Annotated in this window: 13 protein-coding genes; all 13 read left to right on the forward strand. The window is 74.3% G+C overall.

Going from position 1 to position 14,406, the window contains the following annotated elements:
• Nucleotides 1-172 precede the first annotated feature (172 nt).
• The 13 genes from pyrR (at nt 173) to metK (ending at nt 14,376) form a co-directional block, all read left to right on the forward strand.
• On the forward strand, nt 173-781 hold the full coding sequence (gene pyrR / locus UXQ13_RS04960) for a bifunctional pyr operon transcriptional regulator/uracil phosphoribosyltransferase PyrR (RefSeq protein WP_336391876.1): 609 nt from the start codon (nt 173-175) through the stop codon (nt 779-781).
• Complete coding sequence (locus UXQ13_RS04965) at nt 774-1,691, forward strand: aspartate carbamoyltransferase catalytic subunit (protein WP_225231856.1); 918 nt, start codon at nt 774-776, stop codon at nt 1,689-1,691. Before pyrR ends, UXQ13_RS04965 begins: the two co-directional genes overlap by 8 nt.
• Nucleotides 1,688-2,971, forward strand: a complete 1,284-nt coding sequence (locus tag UXQ13_RS04970; RefSeq protein WP_336391877.1) for a dihydroorotase — start codon at nt 1,688-1,690, stop codon at nt 2,969-2,971. Before UXQ13_RS04965 ends, UXQ13_RS04970 begins: the two co-directional genes overlap by 4 nt.
• Nucleotides 2,968-4,083, forward strand: a complete 1,116-nt coding sequence (gene carA / locus UXQ13_RS04975) for a glutamine-hydrolyzing carbamoyl-phosphate synthase small subunit (RefSeq protein WP_225231854.1) — start codon at nt 2,968-2,970, stop codon at nt 4,081-4,083. Before UXQ13_RS04970 ends, carA begins: the two co-directional genes overlap by 4 nt.
• Nucleotides 4,070-7,405, forward strand: coding sequence for a carbamoyl-phosphate synthase large subunit (gene carB / locus UXQ13_RS04980; protein ID WP_225231853.1), 3,336 nt, complete (start codon nt 4,070-4,072; stop codon nt 7,403-7,405). The genes carA and carB overlap by 14 nt, the downstream gene beginning before the upstream one ends.
• Nucleotides 7,402-8,460 (forward strand): iron-sulfur cluster-binding protein, encoded by a 1,059-nt coding sequence (locus tag UXQ13_RS04985; protein ID WP_225231852.1) that lies wholly within the window; start codon nt 7,402-7,404, stop codon nt 8,458-8,460. Before carB ends, UXQ13_RS04985 begins: the two co-directional genes overlap by 4 nt.
• Nucleotides 8,457-9,455, forward strand: a complete 999-nt coding sequence (locus tag UXQ13_RS04990; RefSeq protein ID WP_225231851.1) for a dihydroorotate dehydrogenase — start codon at nt 8,457-8,459, stop codon at nt 9,453-9,455. The genes UXQ13_RS04985 and UXQ13_RS04990 overlap by 4 nt, the downstream gene beginning before the upstream one ends.
• A complete protein-coding gene (pyrF, locus tag UXQ13_RS04995; RefSeq protein ID WP_225231850.1) occupies nt 9,452-10,333 on the forward strand; it encodes an orotidine-5'-phosphate decarboxylase in 882 nt (293 codons plus the stop codon). Before UXQ13_RS04990 ends, pyrF begins: the two co-directional genes overlap by 4 nt.
• A 216-nt stretch (nt 10,334-10,549) precedes the next feature.
• Nucleotides 10,550-10,876 (forward strand): integration host factor, actinobacterial type, encoded by a 327-nt coding sequence (mihF, locus tag UXQ13_RS05000; RefSeq protein WP_091245213.1) that lies wholly within the window; start codon nt 10,550-10,552, stop codon nt 10,874-10,876.
• Between the two features lie 35 nt (nt 10,877-10,911).
• On the forward strand, nt 10,912-11,481 hold the full coding sequence (gene gmk, locus UXQ13_RS05005; protein WP_225231849.1) for a guanylate kinase: 570 nt from the start codon (nt 10,912-10,914) through the stop codon (nt 11,479-11,481).
• A 46-nt stretch (nt 11,482-11,527) separates the two neighbouring features.
• Nucleotides 11,528-11,791, forward strand: coding sequence for a DNA-directed RNA polymerase subunit omega (rpoZ, locus tag UXQ13_RS05010; RefSeq protein ID WP_014741310.1), 264 nt, complete (start codon nt 11,528-11,530; stop codon nt 11,789-11,791).
• A 76-nt stretch (nt 11,792-11,867) separates the two neighbouring features.
• Nucleotides 11,868-13,082, forward strand: coding sequence for a bifunctional phosphopantothenoylcysteine decarboxylase/phosphopantothenate--cysteine ligase CoaBC (gene coaBC / locus UXQ13_RS05015; RefSeq protein WP_336391878.1), 1,215 nt, complete (start codon nt 11,868-11,870; stop codon nt 13,080-13,082).
• Between the two features lie 88 nt (nt 13,083-13,170).
• A complete protein-coding gene (gene metK / locus UXQ13_RS05020; protein ID WP_225231847.1) occupies nt 13,171-14,376 on the forward strand; it encodes a methionine adenosyltransferase in 1,206 nt (401 codons plus the stop codon).
• The last annotated feature ends 30 nt before the right edge of the window (nt 14,377-14,406 follow it).

Below are 14,406 nucleotides of genomic sequence, written 5' to 3' on the forward strand. Positions count from 1 at the left end.
TGGCGCCTGCTGGTGACGGAGAGTACTCGATATCGGTGGTGCACAGCACGTCGAGCACCTCGGACGGGTGAGGACCGACCGATGCAGGTCACATCGGGCCGTGCGCTAGCGTCCTCGGTGGACCAAACCACTCCTTTAACGACCCGTCCCGTGAGGCGGGGAAGGAGGCCTGATGGTGCTGCACGAACCACAGCCATCGACCTTGACCGACGCCGTGCCCGGATCCACCTCAGGCCAACCACTGCTCACCGCCGACGACGTGACGCGGGTGGTGGACCGGATGGCCCACCAGCTCATCGAGCGCGCGGCCGGCTCCACCACGACCGGTGACGGCCTGGCCGACCTCGTCCTGGTCGGCATCCCCACCCGCGGCGCCCCGCTGGCCCGCCGGCTGGCCGCCCGGATCGAGGCGTTCACCGGGACCGCCGTCGACGTGGGCACGGTGGACATCACCCTGTACCGCGACGACCTGCGCACCCGCGGCGTCCGTGCGCTGGAGGACACCCGGCTGCCCGACGCCGGCATCGACGGCCGGCTCGTCGTCCTGGTCGACGACGTGCTCTTCTCCGGCCGTTCGGTGCGGGCCGCCCTGGACGGCCTGCGCGACGTCGGCCGCCCGCGCGCCGTCCAGCTGGCCGTACTGGTCGACCGGGGGCACCGGGAGCTGCCGATCAAGGCCGACTTCGTGGGCAAGAACGTGCCGACGTCGCGCACCCAGCAGGTCCGGGTGCGGCTGGCCGAGGTCGACGGCGAGGACGGGGTGACCGTCACCGATGCGTAGGCACCTGCTCGAGTCCGCCGACCTGGACCGCTCCGACGCCACCCTGGTGCTCGACACCGCCGCCCAGATCGAGTCCGCGCTGGCCGGCCGCGAGGTCAAGAAGCTGCCCACCCTGCGCGGGCGCACCGTGGTCAACCTGTTCTTCGAGGACTCCACCCGCACCCGGATCAGCTTCGAGCTGGCCGCCAAGCGGTTGAGCGCCGACGTCATCAACTTCTCCGCCAAGGGCTCCAGCGTCTCCAAGGGCGAGAGCCTCAAGGACACCGCGCTGACCCTGGAGGCGATGGGTGCCGACGGCATCGTCGTGCGGCACGGGTCCTCCGGCGCCCCGCACCGGCTGGCCACCTGGGTGGCCGGCAGCGTGGTCAACGCCGGCGACGGCACCCACGAGCACCCCACCCAAGCCCTGCTGGACGCCTACACGATCCGGCAGCGGCTGGGCCGGCTGGAGGGCGTCAAGGTGGTCATCACCGGCGACGTGCTGCACAGCCGGGTGGCCCGGTCCAACGTCTGGCTGCTGCACACGCTGGGCGCCGAGGTCACCCTGGTCGCCCCGCCGACCCTGCTGCCCGTCGGCGTCGGGTCCTGGCCGGTGAGGGTCAGCTACGACCTGGACGCCGTCCTCCCGCAGGCCGACGTGGTGATGATGCTGCGCGTGCAGGCCGAGCGGATGAACGCGTCGTTCTTCCCGTCGGCCCGGGAGTACAGCCGCCGCTACGGCCTGGACGCCACCCGCATGGCCAAGCTCGGCGACGACGCGATCGTCATGCACCCCGGCCCGATGAACCGCGGCATGGAGATCGCCGCGGACGTCGCGGACTCACCCCGCTCGACGATCGTCGAGCAGGTCGGCAACGGCGTCAGCGTGCGCATGGCCGTCCTCTACCTGCTGCTCGGAGGCCCCGCATGACCCTGCTCCTGAAGGGCGCCCGGCCCTACGGCGAGGACGCCGTCGACATCCTGGTCAAGGACGGCGTGATCGCCGCGATCGGGGAGTCGCTGTCCACGACGGCCGACACGATCGACGCGACCGGCCTCGTCGTCCTCCCCGGGCTGGTCGACCTGCACACCCACCTGCGCGAGCCCGGCCGGGAGGACACCGAGACGGTGCTCACCGGCTCCCGGGCCGCGGCGCTGGGCGGCTTCACCGCCGTCCACGCGATGGCCAACACCGACCCGGTGGCCGACACCGCCGGCGTCGTCGAGCAGGTCTGGCGGCTGGGCAACGACGCCGGGCTGGTCGACGTCGTCCCGGTCGGCGCGGTGACCGTCGGGCTGGGCGGCGAGCAGCTGGCCGAGCTCGGCGCGATGGCCGACAGCGCCGCCCGGGTGCGGGTGTTCTCCGACGACGGCAAGTGCGTCTCGGACCCCGCGCTCATGCGCCGGGCGCTGGAGTACGTCAAGGCGCTGGACGGCGTCGTCGCCCAGCACGCCGAGGAGCCCCGGCTGACCGTCGGCGCCCAGATGCACGAGGGCGACCGCTCCGCCCGCCTCGGGCTGACCGGCTGGCCCGCGGTCGCCGAGGAGGCGATCATCGCCCGCGACGTGCTGCTGGCCGAGCACGTCGGCGCCCGGCTGCACGTCTGCCACGTCTCGACGGCGGGCTCGGTGGAGCTGATCCGGTGGGCCAAGTCCCGCGGGGTGCAGGTCACCGCCGAGGTCACCCCGCACCACCTGCTGCTCACCGACGCCCAGGCCGAGGGCTACGACGCCACGTTCAAGGTGAACCCGCCGCTGCGCACCGCCGAGGACGTCGCGGCGCTGCGGGCCGGGCTGGCCGACGGCACGATCGACGCCGTCGCCACCGACCACGCCCCGCACGCCGGCGAGGACAAGGAGTGCGAGTGGTCCGCGGCCCGGCCCGGGATGCTCGGGCTGGAGCAGGCGCTGAGCGTCGTCGTCGACACGATGGTCGACACCGGGCTGCTGACCTGGCGCGAGGTGGCCGACCGGATGTCGGTGCGGCCCGCGCAGATCGGCCGGCTGGCCGGGCAGGGCCGGCCGATCGCGGTCGGCGAGCCGGCCAACCTGGTGCTGCTGGACCCCTCCGCCCGCGCGGTGGTCGACCCGGCCGCGCTGGCCAGCAAGAGCCGCAACAGCCCCTACGCCGGGCGCGAGCTGCCCGCCCGCGTGGTGCACACGCTGCTGCGCGGAGAACTGTCGGTCCTCGACGGGAAGGTCCAGAAGTGAGTGAAGCGCTGCTCGTGCTCGAGGACGGCCGCGCGTTCCGCGGCGAGTCCTACGGGGCGACCGGGACGACGGTCGGCGAGGCGGTGTTCTCCACCGGGATGACCGGCTACCAGGAGACGCTGACCGACCCCAGCTACCACCGCCAGGTGGTCGTGATGACCGCCCCGCACATCGGCAACACCGGGGTCAACGGCGAGGACGACGAGTCCCGCCGGATCTGGGTCGCCGGGTTCGTGGTGCGCGACCCGGCCCGCCGGCCGGCCAACTGGCGCTCCACCGGCACCCTGGACGACGAGCTGGTCGCCAACGGCGTGGTGGGCATCAGCGGGGTGGACACCCGGGCGCTGACCCGGCACCTGCGTGACCGCGGCGCGATGCGGGTCGGCATCTCCACCGAGGTGCTGGACGCCGACGCGCTGCTGGCCCAGGTGCTCGCGGCGCCGTCGATGAGCGGTGCGGACCTGGCCCCGGAGGTCACCACCGAGGCGGCCTACGTCGTCCCGGCGGTGGGGGAGAAGAAGTACACGATCGCGGCGCTGGACCTGGGCATCAAGGCGGCCACGCCCCGGCACCTGGCCGAGCTGGGCGTCGAGACGCACGTGCTGCCGGCCACGGCCACCGCGGCCGAGCTGCTGGCCGCCGGCCCGGACGGCGTCTTTCTGTCCAACGGCCCCGGCGACCCGGCGGCCAGCGACTACGCCGTGGACGCCGTCAAGGGCGTGCTGGACGCCCGCCGGCCGCTGTTCGGCATCTGCTTCGGCAACCAGATCCTCGGCCGCGCGCTGGGGCTGGGCACCTACAAGCTGCCCTTCGGCCACCGCGGGCTCAACCAGCCCGTGCTGGACCGGGTCACCGACTCGGTGCGGGTCACCAGCCAGAACCACGGCTTCGCCGTCGACGCCCCGCTGGACCGGGCGTCGGACACCCCCTACGGGCGGGTCGAGGTCAGCCACGTCGGGCTCAACGACCAGGTGGTCGAGGGCCTGCGCTGCCTCGACGTGCCGGCGTTCAGCGTGCAGTTCCACCCCGAGGCCGCGGCCGGTCCGCACGACGCGGCCCCGCTCTTCCAGCGCTTCGTGGACCTGATGGAGGACAACCGTGCCGAAGCGTGACGACATCTCGCACGTGATGGTGATCGGGTCCGGCCCGATCGTCATCGGCCAGGCCTGCGAGTTCGACTACTCCGGGACCCAGGCCTGCCGGGTGCTCAAGGCCGAGGGCCTGCGGGTCAGCCTGGTCAACAGCAACCCGGCGACGATCATGACCGACCCCGAGGTGGCCGACGCCACCTACATCGAGCCGCTGACCCCGGAGTTCGTCGAGAAGGTCATCGCCGCCGAGCGCCCCGACGCGCTGCTGGCCACCCTGGGCGGCCAGACCGCCCTGAACCTGGGGCTGGCGCTGCAGGAGAACGGGGTGCTGGAGAAGTACGGCGTCCGGCTGATCGGCGCCGACGCCGAGGCGATCAACCGCGGCGAGGACCGGCAGCTGTTCAAGGACATCGTCCGGTCGATCGGCGCCGACGCCCCGCGCTCGACGGTCTGCGGCACCGTCGAGGAGGCCCTGGCCACCGCCGCCGAGGTCGGCTACCCGGTCGTCATCCGGCCCAGCTTCACCATGGGCGGGCTGGGCTCGGGGTTCGCCACCGACGAGGCCATGCTCCGCCGGATGGCCGGGCACGGCCTGGCCGACTCCCCGGTCCACACCGTCCTGATCGAGGAGTCGGTGCTGGGCTGGAAGGAGTACGAGCTCGAGCTGATGCGCGACCACACCGACAACGTGGTCGTCGTCTGCTCCATCGAGAACATCGACGCGATGGGCGTGCACACCGGTGACTCGGTGACCGTGGCCCCGGCGATGACGCTGACCGACCGCGAGTACCAGCACATGCGCGACGTCGGCATCGCCGTGCTCCGCGCGGTCGGCGTGGACACCGGCGGCTGCAACATCCAGTTCGCGGTCAACCCGGAGAACGGGCGCCTGGTCGTCATCGAGATGAACCCGCGGGTCTCCCGGTCCAGCGCGCTGGCCTCCAAGGCGACCGGCTTCCCGATCGCCAAGATCGCCGCCAAGCTGGCCATCGGCTACACCCTGGACGAGATCACCAACGACATCACGAAGGTGACCCCGGCGGCGTTCGAGCCGACGCTGGACTACGTCGTGGTCAAGATCCCGCGGTTCGCCTTCGAGAAGTTCCCCGGCGCGGACCCCCGGCTCACCACGACGATGAAGAGCGTCGGCGAGGTCATGAGCATGGGCCGCAACTTCACCGAGGCCCTGGGCAAGGCGATGCGGTCCACCGAGACCCCGCAGGTCGGCTTCTGGACCGGCCCCGCCCAGCCCGAGGCCACCGCCGAGGAGCTGGTCGAGCAGCTGCGCACCCCGCTGGACGGCCGGCTCTACGTCGCCGAGCGCGCCCTGGCCGCCGGCGCCACCGTCGAGGCGGTCGCCGAGGCGTCCGGCTTCGACCCCTGGTTCGTCGACCAGGTGCTGCAGGTGACCGAGATCGGCGCCGCGGTCCGGGAGGCGCCCTCGCTGACCCCCGAGCTGCTGCGCCGGGCCAAGCGGCACGGCCTCAGCGACCGCCAGGTGGCTGCGCTGCGCCCGGAGCTGGCCGGCGAGGACGGCGTCCGCACGCTGCGCTGGCGGCTGGGCATCCGGCCGGTCTACAAGACCGTGGACACCTGCGCCGCCGAGTTCGCCGCGACCACGCCCTACCACTACTCGACCTACGACGAGGAGACCGAGGTCGCCCCGCGCACGAAGCCGGCGGTGCTGATCCTCGGCTCGGGGCCCAACCGGATCGGGCAGGGCATCGAGTTCGACTACTCCTGCGTGCACGCCGTGCTGGCCCTGCAGGACGCCGGCTACGAGGCGGTGATGGTCAACTGCAACCCCGAGACCGTCTCCACCGACTACGACACCGCCGACCGGCTGTACTTCGAGCCGCTCACCTTCGAGGACGTGCTCGAGGTCGTCGAGGCCGAGCGCGCCGCCGGCCCGGTCGCCGGGGTCATCTGCACCCTGGGCGGGCAGACGCCGCTGGCGCTGGCCCAGCGGCTCAAGGACGCCGGGGTGCCCGTGCTGGGCACCGCCCCGGAGGCCATCGACGCCGCCGAGGACCGCGCCGAGTTCTCCCGGGTGCTGGCCGACACCGGTCTGCCGGCGCCCAAGCACGGCACCGCGTTCCGGTTCGACGAGGCCCGCGAGATCGCCGCGTCGATCGGCTACCCGGTGCTGGTCCGCCCGTCCTACGTGCTGGGCGGGCGCGGCATGGAGATCGTCTACGAGGACGCCACGCTGGAGGCCTACCTCGCCAAGGCCACCGACGTGAGCCCGGACCACCCGGTGCTGATCGACCGGTTCCTCGAGGACGCCGTGGAGATCGACGTCGACGCGCTCTACGACGGCACCGACCTGTACCTGGGCGGGGTCATGGAGCACATCGAGGAGGCCGGCATCCACTCCGGCGACTCGGCGTGCGCGCTGCCGCCGATCACGCTGGGGTCCACCGACCTGCACGCCATCCGCGCTGCGACGCAGAAGCTGGCCGCGCGGATCGGGGTGCGCGGGCTGATGAACGTGCAGTACGCGCTCAAGGACGACGTCCTCTACGTGCTGGAGGCCAACCCGCGGGCCAGCCGCACCGTGCCGTTCGTGTCCAAGGCGACCGCGGTGCCGCTGGCCAAGGCGGCGGCCCGGATCGCGGTGGGGGAGACCATCGCCCAGCTGCGGGCCGCCGGGGTGCTGCCGGCCACCGGCGACGGCACCGACACCCCCGACGACGCCCCGATCGCGGTCAAGGAGGCGGTGCTGCCGTTCAACCGGTTCCGCACCATCGACGGCATGGGCGTGGACACGGTGCTCAGCCCGGAGATGAAGTCCACCGGTGAGGTGATGGGCCTGGACGCCGAGTTCGGCACCGCCTTCGCCAAGTCCCAGGCCGCCGCCTACGGGTCGCTGCCCACCGAGGGCACGGTGTTCGTGTCGTTGGCCAACCGGGACAAGCGCTCGGCGGTCTTCCCGGTCAAGCGGCTGGCCGACCTCGGCTTCACCGTGCTGGCCACCGCCGGCACCGCACAGGTGCTGCGCCGCAACGGCGTGCCCTGCACGGTGGTCGGCAAGTACTCCGACGGGCCGGGCAACGTGGTCGAGGCGATCCTGGCCGGGGAGGTCGACATGGTGGTCAACACCCCGTTCGGCGCCCCGGGCAACTCCGGGCCACGGCTGGACGGCTACGAGATCCGCACGGCCGCGGTGACCGCCGGGATCCCGTGCATCACCACGGTCCAGGGCATGGCGGCCGCGGTGCAGGGCGTCGAGTCCCTCCGCCGGGGTGACATCGGGGTGCGCAGCCTGCAGGACCTGCACGCCGCCCTCGCGGCGAGCCGCGCCGAGGCATTGGCGGCCAGCCGGGCCGGGGCGCTGTCGTGACCGAGGGGTCGGGCACCCGCCTGGTGCAGCTGCCCTCGGGCGACCGGGTGCTGCCGCCGGTCCCGGGGTCCCGCACCGAGCCGCTGGGCGAGCCGGCCCCGCCGGCCGAGCACGCCCCGGTGCAGGGCCTGGCCGTGGTGGTCGGCTCCCGGCCGGTCAGCGCCTACACCGAGCTGACCCTGGAGGCCCCCGACATCGCCGAGGTGGCCCAGCCGGGCCAGTTCGTGGCGTTCGCCGTCGGGGGGCCGACCTCGGCCATGCTGCTGCGCCGGTCGATCGCCATCGCCGGGGTCGGCGACGGCCGGTTCTCCGTGGTCGTCAGCGCCCGCGCGGCCGGGTCGACCTGGCTGGCCGGGCTGCGCCCGGGCGACGAGGTGGACGTGGTGGGCCCGCTGGGCCGACCGTTCCCGCTGCCCCCGCCGGGCACGCCGACGCTGCTGGTCGGCGGCGGCTACGGCGCGGCCGCCCTGGTGGGCCTCGGTGGCCTGCTGCGCTCCCGCGGGCACGAGGTGGCCGCGGTCGTCGGTGCCGGCGACGCGGCCCGGCTGTGCTCGGTGGAGGACCTCGCCGCGGTCGCCGCCCCCTTCGTGGTCACCACCGACGACGGCAGCGCCGGCCGGCCGGGCCGGGTGACTGGTCCGGTCGCCGACCTGGTCAGCGGCGCCGGCGCCGTCTACGCCTGCGGGCCGATGCCGATGCTGGCCGCGGTGGCCCGGCTGGCCACCGACCGCGGGGTGCCCTCCTGGGTGGCCGTGGAGGAGTCCATGGCCTGCGGGGTCGGGGTCTGCATGACCTGCGTGCTGCCGGTGGTCGGCGCCGACGGCCGGTCCCGCTTCGCCCGGTCCTGCGTGGAGGGACCGGTCTTCGCCGGCGACCGGGTGCGGTTCGCCGACGTCGGCACGCTGCCCCCGGACCTGGTCGGCGCCGACGCGATGGCGCTGCCGCACCCGCCCGACGCCCCTGCTCTCGACGAGGCCCCCGAGCCCGAGCCGTCCGCCGAGCCCGGTGCCGACACCGCGGCCCACCCGACCGCCCCGACGGGGGAGACGCCGTGACCCTGCCCGAGCTCGAGCTGGCCGAGGTCGAGGTGCCCAGCGTCGACATGCAGGCCTCCGTCGGCGGCGTCCCGCTGGTCAGCCCGGTGCTGACCGCCTCGGGCTGCTCGGCGTTCGGCCGGGAGCTCGACCCGTTCTTCGACCTCACCTCGATCGGTGCGGTGGTCACCAAGTCGGTGCAGCTGCGGCCGCGGTCGGGGCGGGCCACCCCGCGGATGGCCGAGACCCCCAGCGGGATGATCAACTCGATCGGCCTGCAGGGCCCGGGCATCGACGGGTTGCTGGAGGACGAGTTGCCCTGGCTGGCCGAGCGCGGCGTCCGGTCCTTCGTGTCGATCGCCGGTGCCCGCACCGAGGACTTCGCCGAGCTGGCCGCCCGGCTGCGCGGGGCCCCCGGCGTGCTGGGCATCGAGGTCAACATCTCCTGCCCGAACGTGGAGAGCCGCGGCGAGGTGTTCGCCTGCAACCCCGACGCCTCGGCCGCGGTGGTCGCCGCCGTGCGGGAGGCCGCCGACCCGGCGCACCCGGTCTACGCCAAGCTCACCCCCGACGTCACCGACATCGTCGCGGTGGCCCGGGCGTGCGCCGACGCCGGCGCCAACGGCCTGTCGATGATCAACACGCTGCTCGGCCTGGTCATCGACCCGGACACGATGCGGCCGGTGCTCGGCGGGGTCACCGGCGGGCTGTCCGGTCCGGCGATCCGGCCGGTCGCGCTGCGCTGCGTATGGCAGGTGCACGCCGCGCTGCCCAACGTGCCGATCCTGGGCATGGGCGGCATCCGGACCGGCCTGGACGCCCTGCAGTTCATCCTCGCCGGTGCCGGTGCGGTCTCGGTGGGCACCGCGGTCTTCAACGACCCGTCGGCCCCGGCCCGGATCCACGCCGAGCTCGCCGAGGCGCTGGGCGAGCGCGGGTTCGGCCGGCTGGCCGACGCGGTCGGCTACGCCCACCGGGCCCCCGACGAGGTGCCGGCCGGACGGCACGGCCGGTGACCGCGCCGTTCGGGGCGCGGCTGGCCGACGCCGTGGCCCGCCGCGGGCCGCTGTGCGTGGGCATCGACCCGCACGCCGAGCTGCTGGCCGCCTGGGGGCTGACCGACGACGTCGAGGGCCTGCGCCGGTTCACCGACGCGGTGGTCGAGGCGCTGGCCGGCACGGTGGCGGTGCTGAAGCCGCAGTCGGCGTTCTACGAGCGGCACGGCGCCCGCGGCCTGCTGGTCCTGGAGGACGCCGTGGCGACCTGCCGGGCGGCGGGCGCCCTGGTGCTGCTGGACGCCAAGCGCGGCGACATCGGCTCCACCATGGCCGGCTACGCCGACGTGCTGGCACCGGGGCACCCGATGCAGGTCGACGCGCTCACCGTGAGCCCCTACCTCGGCCCGGGGTCGCTGGAGCCGGCCGTGCGCACCGCCCGCGCGCACGGTGGCGGGCTGTTCGTGCTGGCCCGCACGTCGAACCCGGACGCGGCCACCTTCCAGCACGCCCGCCTGGCCGACGGCCGCACCGTCGCCCAGGCGGTGGTGGACACCGTCGCCGGCTGGAACGACCCGGGCTGGCTGGTCGGTGACCCGGCACCGGACCCCGGGGCGCACGCGGACCTGCAGGGCCGGTGGGGGGCGCACACCGGCTCCTTCGGCGTGGTCGTGGGCGCCACCCTGGCCGAGCTGGACGTCGACCTCGACGGCCTGCGCGGGCCGGTGCTGGCCCCCGGGCTGGGCGCCCAGGGCGGCACCCCGGCCGACCTGCGGCGGCTGTTCGGCGCCGGCCGGGCCGTCGTCCCCACGGTCTCCCGGGATGTCCTCGGAACCGGTCCGGACGTCGCCGCCCTCCGCGGCGCTGCACAGCGGTGGGCCGCTGAGCTGGCGGTATGACGCAGCGTCACATCGACCCGGGACCGGGGGACGCGGCCCAGCACACCGCGGGCGGCGCCGGCGCACCGGGTGCCGGTGACCAGGCCGTCCCCGGGTGACTAGGTTGACGCCCAGGCCTCGAGCAGCCCGGGCCACGGCCCCCTGCTCGACCCCCCACACACCGAGATCCGCCACCGACGGTCACCACCGCCGGCAGAGAAACGATTGGGTTGCCCCGTGCCCCTTCCTCAGCTGACCCCCGAACAGCGCGCCGCAGCCCTCGAGAAGGCCGCTGCCGCCCGCAAGGTCCGTGCCGAGCTCCGCGAGAAGCTCAAGGGCAAGGGCACCACCGTCGGTGACGTCCTCAAGCAGGGCGAGACCGACGAGATCATCGGCAAGATGCGCGTCTCCGCCGTCCTGGAGTCGCTGCCCGGCGTCGGCAAGGCCCGCGCCGCCAAGATCATGGAGCGCCTGGAGATCTCGCCGACCCGCCGGGTCCGCGGGCTCGGTGCCAACCAGCGCAAGGCGCTGGAGGCCGAGTTCGCCGGCGAGCAGTCCGCCTGAGCCCCGTCCCCACCCCCCTCCGAGGAACGCCCGACGTGGCCGCCCCGCGCGCCCGGTTGACGGTGCTGTCGGGACCCTCGGGGGTGGGGAAGGGGACCGTGGTCGCCGAGGTCCGCCGCCGCCACCCCGAGGTGTGGGTGTCGGTGTCGGTGACCACCCGGGCCCCCCGGCCCGGCGAGGTGGACGGCGAGCACTACCTGTTCGTCGACGCCGAGCACTTCGACTGGTTGGTCGCCCACGACGGGCTGCTGGAGTGGGCCGAGTACGCGGGCAACCGCTACGGCACCCCCCGCGGGCCGGTCGAGGAGCAGCTGGCCCTCGGTCTGCCGGCCCTGCTGGAGATCGAGATGCAGGGCGCGCGCCAGGTCCGGGCCACCGCCCCTGACGCCCAGCTGGTCTTCCTGGCCCCGCCCACGTTCGAGGAGCTGGCCGTCCGGCTGACCGGTCGCGGCTCCGAGCCGCCGGAGGTCATCGAGCGCCGGCTGGCCATCGCGCGGTCGGAGATGTCCGCCGTCGACGACTACGACGTGGTGGTCGTCAACGACGACCTGGCCCGCGCCGCGGACGAGTTGGTACTCTTGCTGACTGCGCCACCCGCGGGCTGACGATCGCCCCCCGCGCAACCCGTCCTACCGAGGAGCTCACCCGCCCGTGTCCGGAGTCGCACCTGCCCCCGAGGGCATCACCAACCCGCCGATCGACGAGCTGCTCGAGCGCACCAGCAGCAAGTACGGCCTGGTCATCTACGCGGCCAAGCGGGCCCGCCAGATCAACGCCTACTACAGCCAGCTCTCCGAGGGCCTGCTGGAGTACGTCGGCCCGCTGGTCGACACCGCCCCCCAGGAGAAGCCCCTCTCGATCGCGCTGCGCGAGATCAACGAGGGCCTGCTGACCCACACCGCCGGCGAGAACTGAACGCCGACACCCCCGTTGTGAGGAAACCCCCGGCCCCGCGGCCGGGGGTTTCGTCGTCCCTGGGGAAGATGGGCGCATGAGCCGCATCGTGCTGGGGGTCGGCGGCGGGGTCGCCGCCTACAAGTCGGCGTTGCTGCTGCGTGCGCTGACCGAGCGGGGCCACGACGTCCGGGTGGTGCCCACCGCCTCGGCGCTTCGGTTCGTCGGCGCGGCCACCTTCGAGGCGCTGAGCGGCAACCCGGTGAGCACCGAGGTCTGGGACGACGTCCCCGAGGTCGCCCACGTGCGCATCGGCCAGACCGCCGACCTGGTCGTGGTCAACCCGGCCACCGCCGACCTGCTGGCCCGCGCCGCGGCCGGCCGGGCCGATGACCTGCTGACCGCCACCCTGCTGGCCACCGCGGCCCCGGTGGTCTTCGTGCCGGCCATGCACACCGAGATGTGGCTGCACCCCGCCACCCAGGACAACGTGGCCACCCTGCGCCGCCGCGGCGCGCTGGTGCTGCCGCCGGCCGTCGGCCGGCTCACCGGGCCGGACTCCGGCCCGGGCCGGCTGCCCGAGCCCGCCGACGTCGCCGCGCTGCTGGACGTGGTGCTGGCCGGCGGCTCGCTGCGCCAGGACCTCGCCGGCCGCCGGGTGCTGATCAGCGCCGGGGGCACCCGGGAGCCGCTGGACCCGGTCCGGTTCCTGGGCAACCGGTCCTCGGGCCGGCAGGGCTGGGCGCTGGCCCGGGTCGCCGCGGCCCGCGGCGCCGAGGTCACCCTGGTGGCGGCCAACGTGGACGACGCCGCGCCCTTCGGCTGCCGGGTGGTCCCGGTCGGCTCCGCCGAGGAGCTGCGGACCGCGATGGCCGGGCACGCCCCCGACGCCGACGTGGTGGTCATGGCGGCCGCGGTCGCCGACTTCCGGCCGACCGAGGTCGCCGGGGCCAAGATGAAGAAGGGCAGCGGGAGCGAGCCGACCGCCGTCCCGCTGACCCGCAACCCCGACGTGCTGGCCGAGCTGGTGGCCGCCCGCCCGGTCGGGCAGCTGGTCGTCGGCTTCGCCGCCGAGACCGGGGACGCCGACGACGACGTGCTCGGCCACGCCCGCGCCAAGCTGGCCCGCAAGGGCTGCGACCTGCTGGTGGTCAACGACGTCTCCGGCGGCCAGGTCTTCGGCCGGCCGGACAACGCGGTCACCGTGCTGGCCGCCGACGGCGGGTTCACCGAGGTCCCGGCCGGCAGCAAGGACGTCGTCGCCGCCGGCATCTGGGACGCCGTCGCTGCCCGATCCGCGACCCGCCGGTAGCCTCATCCGTCGGGCGCCCGCACCGCGAACGCCCCATCGAGGCCGCGCACACGCGGGACCCGACCCAGCACACCCCAGGGAGCACCGAGTGGCACGTCGCCTGTTCACGTCCGAGTCGGTCACCGAGGGACACCCCGACAAGATCGCCGACCAGATCAGCGACGCCATCCTCGACGAGATGCTCACCCAGGACCCGCGCAGCCGGGTCGCCGTCGAGACGATGATCACCACCGGTCAGGTGCACATCGCCGGCGAGGTCACCACCGCCGGCTACGTCGACATCGCCAAGGTCGTCCGCGAGACCATCCTGCGGATCGGCTACGACTCCTCCCGCAAGGGCTTCGACGGCGCCTCCTGCGGCGTCAGCGTCTCCCTCGGCGCGCAGTCCCCGGACATCGCGCAGGGCGTCGACGTCGGCTACGAGACCCGCACCGGTGCCGCCGACCGCGCCGCCGCCGCCGAGGACCTCATCGCCAGCCAGGGCGCCGGCGACCAGGGCCTGATGTTCGGCTACGCCAGCGACGAGACCCCCGAGCTGATGCCGCTGCCGATCGCGCTGGCCCACCGGCTGGCCAAGCGGCTGTCCGCGGTCCGCAAGGACGGGTCGGTGCCCTACCTGCGCCCCGACGGCAAGACCCAGGTCACCGTGGTCTACGAGGACGACCGGCCGGTCGGCGTGGACACCGTGGTCGTGTCCTCCCAGCACGCCGAGGACATCTCGATCGAGACGCTGCTGACCCCCGACATCGAGGAGCTCGTGGTCCAGCCCGAGCTCGCCGCCCTCGGCCTGCCCACCACCGGGCACCGGCTGCTGGTGAACCCCACCGGCAAGTTCGTCATCGGCGGCCCGATGGGCGACGCCGGCCTCACCGGCCGCAAGATCATCGTGGACACGTACGGCGGCATGGCCCGGCACGGCGGCGGCGCCTTCTCCGGCAAGGACCCGTCGAAGGTGGACCGCTCGGCCGCCTACGCGATGCGCTGGGTGGCCAAGAACGTCGTCGCCGCGGGCCTGGCCCGCCGCTGCGAGGTGCAGGTGGCCTACGCGATCGGCGCGGCCAGCCCGGTCGGCCTGTTCGTGGAGACCTTCGGCACCGGCACGGTCGCCGACGACGTGCTGGAGAAGGCGATCACCACGGTGTTCGACCTGCGCCCGGGCGCCATCGTGCGCGACCTGGACCTGCTCCGGCCGATCTACGGCCCGACCGCGGCCTACGGCCACTTCGGCCGCACGGACCTCGACCTCCCCTGGGAGCGGACCGACCGCGTCGAGGCGCTGCGCGCTGCCGTCTGATCCTGTCGGTGCCCCCGGGCACGATGGGCC

This window comes from Klenkia terrae (assembly GCF_037083865.1).
GTDB classification, from domain to species: Bacteria; Actinomycetota; Actinomycetes; order Mycobacteriales; family Geodermatophilaceae; genus Klenkia; species Klenkia terrae.